General features: G+C 63.4%; 15 protein-coding genes and 1 tRNA gene. 10 read left to right on the forward strand and 6 right to left on the reverse strand.

The genetic code is table 11. From position 1 onward, the window contains the following. The first annotated feature begins 10 nt into the window (after nucleotides 1–10). From U4Y90_RS08340 to U4Y90_RS08350, 3 genes are all read left to right on the forward strand, one after another. Nucleotides 11–2,440, forward strand: coding sequence for a PAS domain-containing sensor histidine kinase (locus U4Y90_RS08340; RefSeq protein WP_321794104.1), 2,430 nt, complete (start codon nucleotides 11–13; stop codon nucleotides 2,438–2,440). Continuing rightward, nucleotides 2,441–3,154 (forward strand): response regulator transcription factor EsaR, encoded by a 714-nt coding sequence (esaR, locus tag U4Y90_RS08345; RefSeq protein WP_321794105.1) that lies wholly within the window; start codon nucleotides 2,441–2,443, stop codon nucleotides 3,152–3,154. Nucleotides 3,155–3,248: 94 nt separating this feature from the next. After that, a tRNA-Phe gene (locus U4Y90_RS08350) sits at nucleotides 3,249–3,324 on the forward strand. Nucleotides 3,325–3,435: 111 nt separating this feature from the next. Here the strand turns inward: U4Y90_RS08350 and U4Y90_RS08355 are convergent. Continuing rightward, on the reverse strand, nucleotides 3,436–4,554 hold the full coding sequence (locus U4Y90_RS08355; protein WP_321794106.1) for a lipopolysaccharide biosynthesis protein: 1,119 nt from the start codon (nucleotides 4,552–4,554) through the stop codon (nucleotides 3,436–3,438). Nucleotides 4,555–5,253: 699 nt separating this feature from the next. Between U4Y90_RS08355 and queC the strand changes: the two genes are divergently transcribed. The 5 genes from queC to U4Y90_RS08380 all read left to right on the forward strand — a co-directional run bounded on the left by queC (nucleotide 5,254) and on the right by U4Y90_RS08380 (nucleotide 8,771). Beyond that, entirely contained in the window at nucleotides 5,254–5,988 is a 735-nt protein-coding gene (gene queC, locus U4Y90_RS08360; protein WP_321794107.1) for a 7-cyano-7-deazaguanine synthase QueC, read from the forward strand. Between the two features lie 37 nt (nucleotides 5,989–6,025). Next, the gene (queE, locus tag U4Y90_RS08365) at nucleotides 6,026–6,658 is read left to right on the forward strand and encodes a 7-carboxy-7-deazaguanine synthase (protein ID WP_321794108.1); all 633 of its coding nucleotides are present in this window, start codon (nucleotides 6,026–6,028) and stop codon (nucleotides 6,656–6,658) included. A 19-nt stretch (nucleotides 6,659–6,677) separates the two neighbouring features. Beyond that, nucleotides 6,678–7,124: a 6-carboxytetrahydropterin synthase QueD gene (queD, locus tag U4Y90_RS08370; protein ID WP_321794109.1), complete on the forward strand. Its 447-nt coding sequence runs from the start codon at nucleotides 6,678–6,680 to the stop codon at nucleotides 7,122–7,124. Between the two features lie 187 nt (nucleotides 7,125–7,311). After that, nucleotides 7,312–8,094, forward strand: coding sequence for an HpcH/HpaI aldolase family protein (locus U4Y90_RS08375; RefSeq protein ID WP_321794110.1), 783 nt, complete (start codon nucleotides 7,312–7,314; stop codon nucleotides 8,092–8,094). Continuing rightward, nucleotides 8,091–8,771, forward strand: a complete 681-nt coding sequence (locus U4Y90_RS08380; protein WP_321794111.1) for a tetratricopeptide repeat protein — start codon at nucleotides 8,091–8,093, stop codon at nucleotides 8,769–8,771. Before U4Y90_RS08375 ends, U4Y90_RS08380 begins: the two co-directional genes overlap by 4 nt. A gap of 63 nt (nucleotides 8,772–8,834) precedes the next feature. On the opposite strand, the gene rodA is transcribed toward U4Y90_RS08380, so the two are convergent. The 5 genes from rodA to U4Y90_RS08405 all read right to left on the reverse strand — a co-directional run bounded on the left by rodA (nucleotide 8,835) and on the right by U4Y90_RS08405 (nucleotide 15,240). Then, entirely contained in the window at nucleotides 8,835–9,983 is a 1,149-nt protein-coding gene (rodA, locus tag U4Y90_RS08385; protein WP_321794337.1) for a rod shape-determining protein RodA, read from the reverse strand. A gap of 23 nt (nucleotides 9,984–10,006) precedes the next feature. Continuing rightward, nucleotides 10,007–12,289, reverse strand: coding sequence for a penicillin-binding protein 2 (mrdA, locus tag U4Y90_RS08390; protein WP_321794112.1), 2,283 nt, complete (start codon nucleotides 12,287–12,289; stop codon nucleotides 10,007–10,009). Between the two features lie 82 nt (nucleotides 12,290–12,371). After that, nucleotides 12,372–12,884, reverse strand: a complete 513-nt coding sequence (gene mreD / locus U4Y90_RS08395; RefSeq protein ID WP_321794113.1) for a rod shape-determining protein MreD — start codon at nucleotides 12,882–12,884, stop codon at nucleotides 12,372–12,374. Then, entirely contained in the window at nucleotides 12,881–13,999 is a 1,119-nt protein-coding gene (gene mreC / locus U4Y90_RS08400) for a rod shape-determining protein MreC (RefSeq protein ID WP_321794114.1), read from the reverse strand. The genes mreD and mreC overlap by 4 nt, the downstream gene beginning before the upstream one ends. Nucleotides 14,000–14,196: 197 nt before the next feature. Next, nucleotides 14,197–15,240 (reverse strand): rod shape-determining protein, encoded by a 1,044-nt coding sequence (locus tag U4Y90_RS08405; RefSeq protein WP_004189550.1) that lies wholly within the window; start codon nucleotides 15,238–15,240, stop codon nucleotides 14,197–14,199. Nucleotides 15,241–15,616: 376 nt separating this feature from the next. Between U4Y90_RS08405 and gatC the strand changes: the two genes are divergently transcribed. Continuing rightward, entirely contained in the window at nucleotides 15,617–15,916 is a 300-nt protein-coding gene (gatC, locus tag U4Y90_RS08410) for an Asp-tRNA(Asn)/Glu-tRNA(Gln) amidotransferase subunit GatC (RefSeq protein ID WP_321794115.1), read from the forward strand. Between the two features lie 54 nt (nucleotides 15,917–15,970). Then, nucleotides 15,971–17,464 (forward strand): Asp-tRNA(Asn)/Glu-tRNA(Gln) amidotransferase subunit GatA, encoded by a 1,494-nt coding sequence (gatA, locus tag U4Y90_RS08415; RefSeq protein ID WP_321794116.1) that lies wholly within the window; start codon nucleotides 15,971–15,973, stop codon nucleotides 17,462–17,464.

The following is a 17,464-nucleotide window of genomic DNA, read 5'->3' on the forward strand; positions in this document are numbered from 1 at the left end:
CCGCACGGACATGAAGAGTTTCGTCGTCCGCTTGCTGGTCTCCACGGTAGCCCTCACGGCGGTTCTGCTGCTCGTGATGCTCGCGCTCGCCAGCGCGAACACCGAGTATTTCGACCGCTATTACGGCTGGCTCTATGCGGCGAACGTCGCGGTGGCGATCGTTTTCATGCTGATCGTCATCAGCCTGTTCATCATCATCGTGTCGAGGGTGAGGCAAGGGCGCTTCGGCACACGCCTGCTCGCGAAGCTCGCGCTCATCTTCGCACTGGTCGGCGTGGTGCCGGGCGCGATCATCTACGTGGTGTCGTATCAGTTCGTGTCGCGCAGCATCGAGTCTTGGTTCGATGTGAACGTCGAGACCGCGCTCACCTCGGGCCTGACGCTCGGACGCGGCATGCTCCAGACTTCGCTCACGGATTTCAAGAACCGCGGCCGGCAGATGAGCGATCAGCTCGCGAGCGCCGATCCGTCGAGTCTCACGTTGTCGCTCCTGCGCCTGCGCGATCAATACGGCGTGCAGGATGCGGTCGTGTTCGAGCGGCCGCGCGATCAGTACAACCGCGAGGATCTCGCATCGGGCAACAACTCGCTGCGCGTGCCGGGACTTCGCACCGTCGCGCAGGCGTCGGGCAATTACTACGCGTTGCTGCCGGCCAACGAGCCGACCGGCGCGATGCTGAGGGAGGCGCAGGATCATCCGTACGGCGCGATCGAAGGCGAGATCGACGGCGATCCGAAATCGAACGGACCGAAGGGCGCGCTGCGATTACGCGTGCTCACCAAGATCCCCGATCCGACGACGACCACGGAATTCCAGCACGTCGACCGTTTCCTGCAGATCGAGCAGCCGGTCAGTCAGGAGCTCGCGCGCAACGCCGATGCCGTGCAGCGCGCATATCGCGAGTATCAGGAGAAGCGGCTCGGGCGCACGGGCTTGCGCAAGATGTATATCGGCACGCTCACGCTCGCGCTCTTTCTCGCGACCTTCATCGCGATGATGCTCGCGCTCGCGCTCGGCAATCAGCTCGCGCGGCCGTTGTTTCTGCTCGCGCAAGGCACGAAGGAAGTGGCCGAGGGCGACTACACGCCCAAACGCGAGATCAATTCGCGCGACGAGTTGGGCTTTCTCACGCAGTCCTTCAACGCGATGACGCGCCAGCTTTCTGAGGCGCGCGCGGCGGTCGAGAACAATCGCATCGCGCTGGAGCATTCGAAGGCGTATCTGGAGAGCATTCTCGCGAACCTGACGGCAGGCGTGTTCGTGTTCGACCGGCAGTTCCGTCTCTCCACCGCGAATCGCGGCGCCGAGCGCATCTTCCGTCAGCCGTTCGCCGCGTTGATCAATCAGCCGCTCGATCGAATCGATGTCCTCGCCGAGTTCGGCGCGATGGTGAAGAAGGCTTTCGCGGAGCGCGATGCGGCCGCGGTCGGCAGCGATCATCCGGTCGGCGATCGCGGTCACTGGCAGCAGCAGGTCGCCGTGACGGTGCCGGGCGAGAGCGAGCCGCTGACGCTGCTCGTGCGTGGCACGCAGTTGTTGAGCGTGACCGAGAGCGACGCCGAGGATGCGGAAACGACCGGCTACGTGGTCGTGTTCGACGACATCTCCGATGTGATCTCCGCGCAGCGCTCGGTTGCGTGGGGCGAAGTCGCGCGGCGTCTCGCGCACGAGATCAAGAATCCGCTCACGCCGATCCAGCTCTCCGCCGAACGCATGCAGATGAAGCTCGCCGATAAACTCGCGCCGCCGGATGCCGACGTGTTGAAGCGCGCTTCGACGACCATCGTCAATCAGGTGCAGGCGATGAAGCAGATGGTCGACGACTTCCGCGAGTACGCGCGCACGCCGCCCGCGGTGCTCGGCAATCTGCAACTGAACGATCTCGTCGCGGAAGTGCTGACGCTTTACGGCATCGAAGACGGCAAGACGCCGATCAAGGTCGACCTCGCGAAATTGCCGGTGATTCGCGGCGATGCGACGCAGATCCGTCAGGTCATCCACAACCTGCTGCAGAATGCGCAGGACGCGGTGGCCGAAGTCGCGGAGCCACGCGTGCTGCTCGAAACGAGGACAGTAGAATATGGCGAGCCCGACGCATCCGGTCATGCGCGTGTCGCGGTCCGACTGACCGTGTCGGATAACGGCTCGGGCTTTCCGGCGCGTATCCTTTCGCGTGCTTTCGAGCCTTACGTGACGACCAAGGCGAAAGGCACGGGCCTGGGACTTGCAACGGTGAAGAAGATCGTCGACGAGCACGGCGCGCGCATCGACATACGCAACCGCTCGAAGACCGCGGATGTGATCGAAGGCGCGCAGATATCGATTCTGTTTCTACAACTCGCGGACGATACCGCAGCGCCCGGCGCGACGCCGGCGGGGGCGGGTGCGTCAGCGAATCAGGGAACGACAAAAGCAACAGTGCAGACAAGGGCAGCGTAAATGGCAACCATCCTGGTGGTAGACGATGAAATGGGGATCCGGGAACTGCTCTCCGAGATCCTGAGCGACGAAGGTCATGTGGTGGATGTGGCGGAAAACGCGCAGCACGCGCGCGACTACCGTCTGCAGCAGACGCCCGATCTCGTTTTGCTCGACATCTGGATGCCCGATACCGACGGCGTGACTCTGCTCAAGGAGTGGGCCGCGCAGGGCAAGCTCACGATGCCGGTGATCATGATGTCGGGGCACGCGACCATCGACACGGCCGTCGAGGCGACGAAGATCGGCGCGCTCAACTTTCTCGAAAAGCCGATCGCGCTGCAAAAGCTGCTGAAGGCCGTCGAGCAGGGGCTTGCACACGGCACGGCGGCGGCGCCTGCCACGACGGTGGCGAAGCCGCCATCGAGCGTGAGCGCATCGGGCGTGCCTGTCGCGGCTGCGCTGCCGACGGCATCGGCGCTCAATGCATCGAGCGAAGTGGCGGCGAGCGGCGCGATGCAAAATCAGGTGGGGCAGACGGCATCCATCTCGTTCGATATCCCGTTGCGCGATGCCCGCGATGCCTTCGAGCGCGCGTACTTCGAGTATCACCTCGCGCGCGAGAACGGCAGCATGACGCGCGTCGCGGAAAAGACGGGGCTAGAGCGCACGCATCTGTATCGCAAGTTGAAGCAACTGGGTGTGGATCTCGGGAAGAACAAGAACGAGGTCTGAGCCTGCTATGAGCCTCTTCGCGAACAATTTCAGAAAAATGCGCGAAGGGGCTTGAGGGGCGCGATAGTCTCTGCTATAGTTTCACCTCTTCGTTGGCCCGGTAGCTCAGTTGGTAGAGCAGCGGATTGAAAATCCGCGTGTCGGTGGTTCGATTCCGCCCCAGGCCACCAGAATGCAAGAAGCCCGAGAGTGTTATCGCTCTCGGGCTTTTTCATTTTCCGCCTTCGAAAACGCGCAGTTCGTGCAAGCGGGCCGCGCGTTCTTCGTCAGCTATTCGATGCTCACTTCGGGTTGGACGCGACGAAGTTCTTGAACGCGGTGTAAGCAGCCTTCTGCGTCTTGCCGTCGTTCTTCAGGAGACCGTAGGCGCCTTCGCCGCCATTGGGATCGTCATAGAGTTCGTACGTCTGGATCGCCTGGATGTTGTACTTCGATGCCACCGCGACAAACTCCGACATCATCTTGTTGCCGACGAGGTAGGCTGCGATCTGCTGGTCCGTGCCCATCCACGGACGCACGCCGAATTCGTTGATCCAGATCGGCTTGCCCATTTGCTGCAAGGTCGCGAGCACGTCATGGCAACCCGTTCCGCCGCACGCGTTCGTGATGTCGCCCATGTCCGAGTACCAGTGCCACGCGGTGATGTCCCAGTTCACGACCGGATGTCCCGTCGTGCCGTCGGGTTGTGTGCCGTTCGCGAGCATCTGGTCCAGGGCGTAATGCATCCATGTTCCACCGCCCATGACGATCTTGCCGTTCGTATCGACCGACTTCACGCCGGCGATCATTCCGCGAATCACGCCGCGCGCGATCTGGAACTTGGCGTTGTCGAATTGCTGCGGATAGACGCCGTCCACGTTGTTGTAGATAGTGAGCGTGTCGAGTTCGTTCGATACTTCGTAGTACGGGTACTTGTAGGCCGTGGCCGTCCAGACGCCGAGCTGATAGCCGGCGTTATAGGCATCGGTTTCGCTGCTGAAGTCGATGCTCATCAGCATCACCGGATACACGGTGACGCCGCCTGCCGCCATCGTCTTCGCAATGCCTGCGAGCTTGTTCGCGGACCCTTGGCTGTATACCTCGTTTCGATACAGCTTCACGCCGAGATCCTGCAACTGCGAGAGTTGCAGCGCGGGACTGGAGATGTCGTAGGCGCCGCCTTCGTTGTTGTGGCCGTTCGCGCCGTAGAAAACGCTGGCGGACGTCGCGGCCGCCGCCACTGTCTTGCGGCTTGCCGCGGCTGCGGTCGACGCCGTGTCGAGGGCGTCGTTCCCGCCGCCCCCGCACGCGGCGATCAAGAGGCTGACCGCGACCGTGGCGGCGATAACGCTTGCCTTGGGCGCGGACAGGATGTCAGCAACGCGGATGGCGCGAAAGTTGGTCTGAATGTTCTTTTTCATTGTCTGTACTACTAATAGAAAGGTTGTGCGTCGGCGAGGTCGGTGTATTTTCCGGAGCGCCGCGAGCGCGGGACGGATCGGAAACGGACCAGCGGTTCCGCGTGACCCTGCGGAAGGGGAAATCGGAAATAATTTCGAACTACGAATTAATGACGATCGTACGATCCGAATCCAATAACACCCGATTAGCTTGAAAGGCAAAAATTACGCATTTCTGTAACCGAATCGGGTCGATTTGTTACATGTATATCGGCGTAGCTGCTGGCGGGTTTAGAACGATTGGCAAAAGTGCCGATTTATTTATTCTGATGATGGCAAAAATTGCCGTATGCGCGAGGCCGCCGGAGACGGACCCGGCAAGACGCCGGACGGATTGCACGTAGCTCGGCGAACAACTGTGCTACGTGCTAAAATTCGCGCCGAATTAAGGACTTGCCTCGTCCTCGGACCCGCAAGTCCTTTTCTTTTCGGCGCTCCGAATCGCTCGTGCGACGCGCCGGAACATTCACCCGGCGCTCGATCATCCGTCCCGGATTCCGCTATCGGCGGCATAAAGGACGAGCGCGTCCGGGCGAAGGCCGCCGGCCTATACTGGACTCGCGGGCGTTCCGCCCGCGCCGCTCGTCGCGAAGTCCGGTCACCCCGACTGCCTGTGCGGCGTGCGACGCCATCACATTCACGGAGTACGGAGCTTTCACGGTGACTCGGATAGACGCTAAAGACAGCGCGCTCGTGCTGTTCTCCGGCGGCCAGGACTCGGCTACTTGCCTCGCCTGGGCGCTCGAACGTTACAAGACGGTGGAGACGCTCGGTTTCGATTACGGACAACGCCATCGCGTCGAACTCGAATGCCGCGACGGGTTTCGCGCGGCGCTCGTGCGCGAGTTTCCGCAGTGGGCCGAGCGACTGGGCGAAGATCACATGATCGATTTGTCCGTTCTCGGCGCGATCAGCGATACCGCCATGACGCGCGAGATCGAGATCCAGGCGAGCGCGAGCGGGCTGCCGAACACGTTCGTGCCGGGCCGCAATCTGCTGTTCATGACGATTGCCGCAGCCGTGGCGTATCGGCGCGGATTGAAGGTGCTGGTCGGCGGCATGTGCGAGACGGATTTCTCCGGTTATCCGGATTGCCGCGACGACACGATGAAAGCGCTGCAGGTCGCGCTCAATCTCGGCATGGAAACGCGCTACGCGCTGGAAACGCCGCTGATGTGGCTCGACAAGGCCGACACATGGCGGCTCGCGGAAACGCTCGGCGGCGAATCGCTCGTCGAATTGGTCCGCATCGAGACGCACACCTGTTATGTCGGCGAGCGCGCGGAACTGCACGAATGGGGCTTCGGATGCGGTCAATGCCCGGCCTGCAAGCTGCGCAAGCGCGGCTACGAAGCGTATCGCGCGGGCGAACAGGTGACCACCGCGCCGGTTTGATTTTTACGACGCGTTTTACAAGGTAGACACAGCAGTCATGACGTATTCGGTAAAGGAAATCTTCTACACGTTGCAGGGCGAAGGCGCCAATGCCGGGCGCCCGGCCGTGTTTTGCCGTTTCGCGGGCTGCAACTTGTGGTCGGGGCGCGAGGAAGATCGCGCGGACGCCGTCTGCCAGTTTTGCGACACCGATTTCGTCGGCACCGATGGCGAGAACGGCGGCAAGTACAAGACGCCGGCGGAGCTCGTCGCGAAGATCGCATCGCTGTGGCCCGAAGGCGCGGCACACAGGTTCGTCGTGTGCACGGGGGGCGAGCCGATGCTCCAGATCGATCAGCCTTTCGTCGATGCGCTGCATGAAGCCGGCTTCGAAATGGCGATCGAGACGAACGGCTCGCTGCCGGTGCTCGAGAGCATCGACTGGATTTGCGTGAGCCCGAAAGCCGACGCGCCGCTCGTCGTCACGAAAGGCAACGAGCTGAAGGTCGTGGTGCCGCAGGACAACCAGCGTCTTGCGGAATACGAGAAGCTCGACTTCGAGTACTTCCTCGTGCAACCGATGGACGGTCCGTCGCGCGAGATCAACACCAAGCTGGCGATCGACTGGTGCAAGCGGCATCCGAAATGGCGCCTGTCGATGCAGACGCACAAATACCTGAACATCCCCTGAATAGAAACGGTCAGCCGACGTGCAGACGATTACCCGAAAACTCGAATTCGACGCGGGCCACCGCATCCCCGATCACCGCAGCCAGTGCCGTAATCTGCACGGGCATCGCTATGTGCTCGAGATCACGCTGCAAGGCGATCTCGTCGACGTGGAAGGCGCCCCCGACCGCGGCATGGTGATGGACTTCGCCGACGTGAAAGCGCTGGCGATGGAACATCTCGTCAACAAGTGGGATCACGCGTTCATCGTCTACGAGGGCGATGTCAAGGTGCGTGAATTCCTGCAAATGCTGTCGGATCACAAGACCGTCGTGCTGGACCGCATTCCGACCGTCGAGAATCTGGCGGCCGTCGCGTTCGACATTCTCGCGGACGTCTACGATGCCCATTACGGCATCAACCTCAAGCTGAAGCGCGTGCGTCTCTACGAAACGCCGAACTGCTGGGCCGACGTCGAGCGCGGCTGATTCTCCGCGTGCGAGCCGCCGGAGGCGCCTCCGGCGCGCGCGCTTTTGTCACGGTATGATCGTCCGATGAGTCGCCCACCCTCCGAGGCGACGAGACACGGAGCGCACGCATGCCGTCCCTTCTTCCGTCGTTTTCATCGCCGCGGCCGTACGCGGACTCCCTTCGATTCGCCGAAGGAGCCGCGCGATGAGCACCTTCACCAATCCCCTCAAGCAGCGCTTTTCCGAGCCAGGCACGTTATTCGGCCTGTGGCTGTCGCTAGGCAGCGCCGATGCCGCCGAAGCGCTCGCGCATGCGGGCTTCGACTGGCTGTGCATCGACATGGAGCACTCGCCGAACGATAGCGCCGATGTCGTCGCTCAGTTGCGCGCGATCGCCGCCGCCCATCTGCCGAGCGAGCCGATCGTGCGCGTGCCTGCCAACGAAGGCTGGCTCGTCAAGCGCGCGCTCGACGCGGGCGCGCGCACGCTGATGTTTCCGAACGTGCAGTCGGCGGAGGAGGCGGCGCGCATCGTGAGGCTCACGCAATATCCGACCGAAGCGGCGCTGCACGGGCTGCGCGGCGTCGCGGGCGCGGTGCGCGCGGCGGCATACGGCATGCGTCGCGACTATATGGCGAGCGCGAATGCGCAGATCGCGACGATCGTGCAGATCGAATCGGTCGCGGCTCTCGAAGCCGTCGACGAAATCGCCGCGACGCCGGGCATCGATTGCCTGTTCATCGGGCCCGCGGATCTGGCGGCGAGCCTCGGACATCTCGGCGATGGCAAGCATCCGGACGTGCAGGCGGCAATCACGAAAATCGTCGATGCAGCGAATCGCGCGGGCATCGCGAGCGGCATCTTCGCGCTCGATGCCGCGAGCGCGAAGCAATATGCGCAGGCGGGCATCAAGCTCGTCGCGATCGGCGCGGATGTGATGTGGTTGTTGAAGGCGACGCGTCAGGCGTTGCAGGAGGCGAGATCATGAAAACCGCCTTGGCGTCGGTGGTCGTCGCGGTGAGTCTTTCGATATCGATCGGCGCGGCGCACGCCGACAACGCGCCCAAGCCGACCGATATCGCGACGCAGAATGCCGTCGCCGATTACAACGCCGGGAATTTCACCGCGGCGCGATCTGAGTTTCGGCGCGCGGCGCGCAACGGCAGCCGCCTCGCCGAATTCAACTACGCGATGATGTTGCTTAACGGCGAAGGCGGCCCGGCCGACGTGGCGGAGGGCAAGAAATGGCTGCGTCGCGCCGCTGACGCCAACATGACCCACGCGCAATACGTGTACGGCAAGATGTACGACGACGGGCAGTTCGTCGAGAAAGACCCGGCGGAGGCGCATCGCTGGTTCCTGCGAGCGGCGAATCAGGGGCACGTCCAGGCCGAACTCGCGCTCGCCAATCAGTTCCTCGACGGTCGCGGGACCGCGCGCGACAACACGCAGGCGTTCACCTGGTACAAGAAAGCGGCGGAAGGCGGCGACATGACGGCGCAATACGTCGCGGGCTCGTTCTACGAGCGCGGCGGCGATGGCGTCGAGCGCAATCTGAATGTCGCGCGTGCGTATTACGCGGCGGCGGCCGCGCAGGGCGATCCGGCGGCCAAGCTCAAATATCTGCAACTGAGCACAGAACTCGAACAGCACAAGCCGCAGTGACGGCGCGCGCCGATCAAAAAAGCCGCGGACGACGCCGCGGCTCATGTTTCGAAAGAAAGCCGGCTAGCTCTGCATCAAGCGCTTTTGCCGCGCGATGCTCATGATGAGCCCGACCGCGACGCCGAGCGTCGTCAGGGCGGTTCCGCCGTAACTCATGAACGGCAGCGGCACGCCGACCACGGGCAGAATCCCGCTCACCATGCCGATATTGACGAACGCGTAGGTAAAGAACGCGAGCGTGAGCGATCCGGCCAATAATCGCCCGAAGAACGTTGCGCCGTTCGCCGCGATGAACAGTCCGCGCGCGATGAGCGCCATATAGAGGAAGAGCAGCACGAGCCCGCCCGCGAGCCCGAACTCCTCGGAGAACACGGCAAAAATGAAGTCAGTGTGTTTCTCGGGAATGAATTCGAGGTGCGCCTGCGTGCCCTTCAACCAGCCCTTGCCGAACGTGCCGCCCGAGCCGATCGCGATCACCGCCTGAATCGTGTGGAAGCCTTTGCCGAGCGGATCGGAAGTCGGATCGAGCAGCGTGCAGATGCGATGCTTCTGATAGTCGTGCATCATCGGCCAGACGACTTCGGGCTGACAGATCTTGTCCTGGAACGTCGCGATGCCCGCCACTGCAATGACCCCGGCGACGAGCACCGGCACGATCAGCTTGAAACTCAATCCGGCGAAATAGATGACGAACATGCCCGCCGCGAACACGAGCACCGCCGTGCCCAGGTCCGGCTGTTTCGCGATCAGGCCGACCGGCAGCAACAGAATGACGAAGCCGACGACGTAATCCCACCAGCGGATGTTGCTCTCGCGCTTCTGGTAGTACCACGCGAGCATCAGCGGCATCGCGATCTTCATGATTTCCGATGGCTGGATCACCACGCCGACATTGAGCCAGCGTTTCGCACCCTTGCGCGTCAGCCCGAACGCGGCGACGGCGATCAACAACGCGACGCCGACCGTATAGAGCGGTACAGCGAAGCGCATCAGCATCTGGGGCGGGATGTTGGCGAGCACCCACATCAGCCCGAACGTCAGCATGATGTTGCGCAACTGGTCTTCGACACGGCCCGGCATGTCGAGACTCGCGCTGTACAGCGTCACGATCCCGACGCCGAGCAGCAGGAACACGATCAGCGCGAGCGGCTTGTCGAAGCCCGCGAACATGCGCTTGGCGCGGTCCAGCAGCTCGCGCTTGTCGAATTGCATGTGCAGTTGCATGGCGGTTTCCTTTACTCGTCGATGCCGCCGGACGGCGCGAGAACGCGCACACCGTCGTTTTCATTGCCGCGCACCATGGTGGGCGTCGGCTCGGCCGGGCGCTTTTTCGGCGTCGGCGCGCGGCCGGGCGTGGACGCGGGCAGCGCCGCCGCCGGCGCTGCGGACGGCGCCGACGCAGCACGCGGCTTCGAGGCTTTCGCGGCGGAAGCAGGAAGCGCAGGGGCGGACGCGGCTTTCGCGACCTCGGGATTCGATGCGGCCTGAGGCGAAAACGCCGGCGACGAATTCGCAACCGACGCCGGCAACGCGACCGCGGCGGGCGGTTGCGTGCCGCCGATCATCGGCAGGCCGGCGTCGGTCGTGGCCGACGCAGCCGCCGCGACGGCGGCCGCTTCCGCGCCCGGCTTGAGACGGTCGACCAGATAGTAGTCGAGCACCTTGCGCGCGATCGGCCCGGCCGATTCCGCGCCCCAGCCGCCGTTTTCGACGATCAGCGCAAGCGCGATCTTCGGCTGCTCCGCCGGCGCGAACGCGATGAACAGCGCGTGGTCCCGCAGATGCTCGGCGAGCGCGTGGCCCTTGTAGTTCGCGCCCTGCAGCGAATAGACCTGCGCCGTGCCGGTCTTGCCCGCCGCCAGATACGGCGCGCCCGCGAACACCTTGGCCGCCGTGCCGTTGGTGACGACGCCTTCCATCGCGCGCTTGATGAAATCCACGTCCTTCTGCTGCACGGCGATCTTGTCGCTCGGATCGCGCACGACGGCGCGCGTCGCCTTCGTGATCGGATTTTCGATGTCGCGCACGAGGTGCGGCTTCATCACGACGCCGTTGTTCGCCAGCGTCGCGGTGGCGTGCGCGAGTTGCAGGATCGTGAACGAGTTGTAGCCCTGCCCGATACCGAGGCTGATCGTTTCGCCCTCGTACCAGCGCTGCTGCTCGGGTTTGCGGTACGCCTTGCGCTTCCATTCCGTCGACGGAAGAATGCCCTTCGCCTCGCCCGCGATATCGATGCCGGTAATCTGGCCGAAGCCCCACGGCTTCATGAAACCGGCCATCGCGTTGACGCCGAGATCGCGCGCGAGCATGTAGAAGTACGTGTCGTTCGACACGACGATCGCGCGGTTCATGTCCACCCAGCCCTGGCCCGAACGCACGTCGTTGCGGAACGTATGGCCGCCGAACGTGAAGTAGCCGGGATCCTGAAAGCCCCAGCCCGGCGTGCGCTTGTGCAGCGTCAGCGCGGCGAGCGCCATGAACGGCTTGTAGGTCGAACCCGGCGGATACGTGCCGTGCAGCGGACGGTTCAGAAGCGGGTGGTCCGGCGAATTGTTGAGCGCGTCCCAGGTCTGCTGATCGATGCCGTCGACGAACGAGTTCGGATCGAAACTCGGCGCCGACACGAACGCGAGCACGTCGCCGGTGGACGGCTCGATCGCGACGAGCGCGCCGCGCTTGCCCGCGAACGCCTGCTCCGCGACCTGCTGCAAGCCGATATCCAGCGACAACTGCAGATTGTTGCCCGGCGTTGCCTGCGTGCGCGACATCGTGCGCACCGGCCGGCCGCCCGCGGTCACTTCCACTTCCTCGAAGCCGGTCAGGCCGTGCAGTTCGGTTTCGTAGCTCTGCTCGACGCCGATCTTGCCGACGTAATCCGTGCCCTTGTAGTTGTTCGCGTCGAGGCGCGGATCGTAGTGATCCGAGCTTTCGTCGTTGGCGTCGCTCGCGTCGTCGATGCGCTCCTGATCGCGCTGCGAAATACGTCCGATATAGCCGATCACGTGCGCGGCGGTCGTGCCGAGCGGATATTGGCGGAACAGGCGCGCACGCACTTCGACGCCGGGAAAGCGGAATCGCTGCGCGGTGAACTTCGCAACCTCTTCGTCGGTGAGGCGCGTGCGGATAGGCAGGCTTTCGAAATTCTTCGAGTCTTCGAGCAGCTTCTTGAAACGGCGGCGGTCGCGCGCGTCGATCGGAATGACTTGCGAGAGCTCGTCGATGGTTTCGTCGAGCGTGCCGTTGATCTTCGAGCGCGTGATTTCGAGCGTGTAAGCCGAGTAGTTCTTCGCCAGCACGATGCCGTTGCGGTCGGTGATGATGCCGCGATTCGGCACGATCGGCGCGACCGAAATACGGTTCTCATTCGCCTGCAACGAGTATTTGCTGAAATGCCAGACCTGCAAATAGAGAAAGCGCAGCCCGATCAGCCCGAAGCAGACGAACACGAACAGTCCCGCCGCCGCGACGCGCAGGCGGAACTTCGACAACTGTTGCTCGGTGTTCTTTATTTCGGTCATGCAGCTTTCGCGGTTTGCTCGCGATTCAAGTGTAGTTCGCGCGCGGCGGTTTATTCGGTCACCCGGCGCCGCGCGGCAAAACTCAAATAGGGCGCGTGTCGTCCGGATCGGCGGCGCGGCGTTGCGGCATCAGCAAGAGAAAGCTTGCGATCGGCCAAAGGAGCGCTTCGACGAACCCGTTGATCAGATAGCTCCAGCCGGGGAACGCGGCGCCCGTCATCAGGCGAATGATGAACGGCACGAGATGCGCGCCCACGAGGAGCGGCGCGACGACGAACATCTGCACGGGCAGCGTCATCCACAGCACGCGGCGGTGAATGGTGATCGCGCCGTACGAAAGAAGTGTGTAAGCCAGCGCGTGTTCGCCGAGCAGATTCGCGTTGTGCACGTCCATCAGGATGCCGAGCATGAACGCGATGCCCATGCCGACCTTGCGCGGCTGATGCACGTTCCAGAACAGCAGCACGAGCGCGACGAAATCCGGCACGCCGACGAGCCGCCCCCACGGCATCAGGTTCAGCAGAAACGCGGCGGCCAGACTGAACGTGATGAAGTACGGATTGACCGGCTGCAGGATGTATTGCGGACGGTTCATCGCGCGGCTCCCGAAGATGCAGGCTTCGGCGCGTGAGCCTTCTTCGATGGCTTCGCCGCCGCACCCGAGGCCGCCTTGGGCGGCGCAGCTTTCGCGGGCGGTGCCTCGGCGGGCTGGGCCGGCGCGGCGCCGGGCGTCGGCGCGGACGCGCCCGCGGCCTCCGATGCGCCGCTCGCGCCCGCTGCGACCGCCGCCTTCGGCGCGGCCTTCTTCTTGCCCTTGTTTTCCTTCGCTTCCTTCGCCGCCGCGGCCGCTTCGACTTCGATCGGATTCGGCGGCTGGTTCAGGTTGTAGTGCAGCACGAGCAACTGACGCGCACCGCGCACCGCCGCGATCGGCACACAGACGACGCGCGCGAAAGCCGTGTCCGCCTGCTTGTCGACGCGCAGCACCTTCGCGACCGGCAGTCCCGGCGGATAGATGCCGTCGAGGCCGCTCGTCACGAGCTCGTCGCCGGCTTGCACGTCGGCGCTGATCGGCACGAAGCGAAGGTCGAGCGTGTCGCCTTTCGGCGTGCCGTAAATCACGCTGCGCAAACCGGTGCGCGAGATCTGGACGGGCACGGCCTGGTCCTTGTCGGTGAGCAGCGTGACTTCGGATTGCAACGGAAACACGCGCGTCACCTGACCGATCACACCGTCTTCGGTGACGACCGGCGCGCCATCCTGGATATTCTGCTGCGAACCCTTGCCGATCACGACTTTCTGCGTGAACGGATCGCGCGTGTCGTACTGGATTTCGGCTGGCGTTTCTTCGGTCGTCGCGCGCGATTGCAGATTGAGCAGCGCGCGCAAATGCGCATTCTCGATGGCGAGTTGCGCCGCATCGCCGGCCTTCACGGAAAGCTCGAGGTTCTTGTCGGCGAGCTTCTTGTTTTCGCTGCGTAGCGTCGCGCTCGTCACGGCGAGATCCGCCGCGCCCATGAAGATGTCGCGCGGCACCAGCGCGGCGCGCTGCAACGGATAAAGCCCCGCGCCGAGCATCCCGCGAACGATTTCCAGCGTGCTGAAACGAGCATCCGAGACGAGCAGCGCGATGGCGAGCACCACGAAGAAAATCAGGCGCGCGAGCGCGGAAGGGCCTTGCTTGAAAAGGGGCGGCGGACTGTATTCCATGGTCGGCGCCGAGGGCGTGAACGGATGGATCGATGCTGCAGGTTATTTCGCCGATGGCGAAACCTGCCCTACGCTGTTCCGACAACGGCCCGGACAGATGCCGGGCCGTGCGCGCGTCGCGTTACGCGGGTGCTTGTAGCTGTCGCGTGGAAGACTATTCCGCTCAGGAAGGAGAGCGAATGCCTTCGCCAGGGAGATCACTCGTACGAGAAGATGCTGCCGAGCTTGTCCATGCGCTCGAGCGCCATGCCCGAACCACGCACCACGCAGGTCAGCGGATCTTCCGCGACGAGCACCGGCAGGCCGGTTTCTTCCGCGAGCAGGCGATCGAGGTCGCGCAGGAGCGCGCCGCCGCCCGTCAGCATCATGCCGCGCTCGGCGATGTCCGCGCCGAGTTCCGGCGGCGTTTGTTCCAACGCGATCTTCACCGACGACACGATCTGGTTCAGCGGGTCAGTCAGCGCTTCGAGAATTTCATTGCTCGAAATAGTGAAGCTGCGCGGAATGCCTTCGGACAGATTGCGGCCCTTGACTTCCATTTCCTTCACTTCGGAGCCGGGGAACGCCGAACCGATTTCCTTCTTGATGGCTTCGGCGGTCTGTTCGCCGATCAGCATGCCGTAGTTGCGGCGGATGTAATTGACGATGGCCTCGTCGAACTTGTCGCCGCCGACGCGCACCGAGCCTTTGTACACGATGCCGCCCAGCGAGATGACGCCGACTTCCGTCGTGCCGCCGCCGATGTCGACGACCATCGAGCCCGTTGCCTCCGAAACCGGCAGGCCCGCGCCGATTGCCGCGGCCATCGGCTCTTCGATCAGATAGACCTGCGACGCGCCCGCGCCGTGCGCTGCTTCCTTGATCGCGCGGCGCTCGACTTGCGTGGAACCGCACGGCACGCAGATGATGATGCGCGGCGACGGCGAGAACATGCGGGATTCGTGAGCGGTCTTGATGAACTGCTTGATCATCTGCTCGGTGACGGTGAAGTCGGCGATCACGCCGTCCTTCATCGGGCGGATGGCCTCGATGTTGCCCGGCACTTTACCGAGCATCTGCTTGGCTTCCTTGCCTACCGCCTGAATCGTCTTCTTGCCGTTGGGGCCGCCTTCCTGGCGAATCGAAACGACCGATGGCTCGTCGAGGACGATGCCCTTGCCGCGCATGTAGATCAGCGTGTTGGCGGTACCGAGGTCAATCGCCAGGTCGTTGGAAAAATAGCTGCGCAAAAAACCGAACATTCAAAAATCCTGTCTCGCTGGGTGGCCGTTCGTCGCGAGGAGCGCCGGGGACGGCAGCGGAAAAAATAACGGCTTGCAGGGGCGGCGAACGCTCGCCGTGAAGTGCAAAACCGGGAAGAAATCTACCGCAGAATGGAACGCAGTACGCAAACGTTTCTCGCAATTCAGTGATTCAGGGAGAAAGCCGCTGACAAGGCGTTCCTGTGGTGAGTCGAACGTGTAATGATACCTTATAATTTGTGGGTATCTATAGGAAAAGGATGGCAGTTTTTGCCATCGCCAGACCTGTTTCCGAGGGCTCCTTTCAAGATCGTAACTCGCTGTCGCGGCGAACATTTTCGAGATTGAGGCCGTCCACGCTTTCTCCGGTGATTCCATGTCTTTGACCCTGACCGACGTAAAACGCATCGCGCATCTCGCGCGGCTCGAATTGCCCGACCACGAAGCCGAGCCCACGCTCACGCGGCTCAACGATTTCTTCGGTCTCGTCGAGCAGATGCAGGCCGTCGACACGACCGGCATCGAACCGCTCGCGCACCCGATCGAGCAAATCGAGGAAGTCGCGCTGCGTCTGCGTGACGACGCTGTCTCAGAGCGCATCGAGCGCGAAGAGTTCCAGCGTTGCGCGCCTGCCGTGCAAGACGGGTTGTATCTCGTGCCGAAGGTGATCGAGTAAGCATCAAACATTCAGCGTCAGCGCGATTCAGACCGCGCTCATCAGGAAACTGCAATGCATCAAAAAAGCTTGACCGAACTGCGCGCCGCGCTCGACTCGAAGGAAGTCTCCGCGGTCGAACTGGCGCAGTCGTATCTGCAACGCATCGAGGCCGCGAAGGACCTGAATGCGTTCATCGGCGTCGACGCCGCGCTCACGCTGGAGCAGGCGAAAGCCGCCGACGCGCTCATCGCGGAAGGCCGCGCGGGCGCGCTGACCGGCCTGCCGATCGCGCACAAGGACGTGTTCGTCACGCGCGGCTGGACGTCCACCGCCGGCTCCCACATGCTCGAAAATTACGCGAGCCCGTTCGATGCGACCGTCGTCGATCGGTTGAAGCACGCCGGCATGGTCACGCTCGGCAAGACCAACATGGACGAGTTCGCGATGGGCTCGTCCAACGAGAATTCGTACTTCGGCGCGGTGAAAAATCCGTGGGATCCGAAGGCCGTGCCGGGCGGCTCGTCGGGCGGATCGGCCGCTGCCGTAGCCGCGCGTCTCGCGCCCGCCGCGACCGGCACCGACACCGGCGGCTCGATCCGCCAGCCCGCGTCGTTCACCGGCATCACCGGGATCAAGCCGACGTACGGCCGCGTATCGCGCTACGGCATGATCGCGTTCGCGTCGTCGCTGGATCAGGGCGGACCGATGGCGCAAACCGCCCACGACTGCGCGCTGCTGCTGAACGCGATGGGCGGCTTCGACGAGCGCGATTCCACGAGTCTGCAACGCGAGAACGAAGACTACACACGCTATCTCGGCAAGACCTGGAACGGCGGCGACGCCGCGAAGCCGCTCGCGGGTCTGCGCATCGGCATGCCGAAGGAGTATTTCGGCGCGGGCCTGGCCGACGACGTGCGCGCCTCCATCGACGCCGCGCTGAAGCAATACGAAGCGCTCGGCGCTACGCTCGTCGAGGTTTCGCTGCCGCAGACCGAGCTGTCGATTCCCGTGTACTACATCATCGCGCCGGCGGAGGCATCGTCGAACCTGTCGCGCTTCGACGGCGTGCGCTACGGCCATCGCGCGGCGCAGTACAAAGACCTGCTCGACATGTACAAGAAGTCGCGCGCGGAAGGCTTCGGGCCGGAAGTGAAGCGCCGGATTCTGGTCGGCACGTATGTCCTGTCGCACGGCTACTACGACGCGTATTACCTGCAGGCGCAGAAGATTCGGCGCATCATAGCGCGCGACTTCCAGGAAGCGTTCAAGCAGTGCGACGTCATCATGGGACCGGTCGCGCCGTCGGTTGCGTGGAATCTCGGTGAGAAGGCCGACGATCCCGTGCAGATGTATCTCGCCGATATCTACACGCTGTCCGTGAGCCTCGCGGGCCTGCCCGGCATGAGCGTGCCGTGCGGTTTCGGCGCGGGTGCGAACGCGAATCGCCCGGTCGGTCTCCAGATCATCGGCAACTATTTCAACGAAGCCCGGATGCTCCAGGTCGCCGACGCGTTCCAGCGCGCGACCGGCTGGCACCGCAAGGCACCATCGGCATCGGGAGTGTGA

The organism is Caballeronia sp. J97 (genome assembly GCF_905220305.1).
Lineage (GTDB): Bacteria > Pseudomonadota > Gammaproteobacteria > Burkholderiales > Burkholderiaceae > Caballeronia.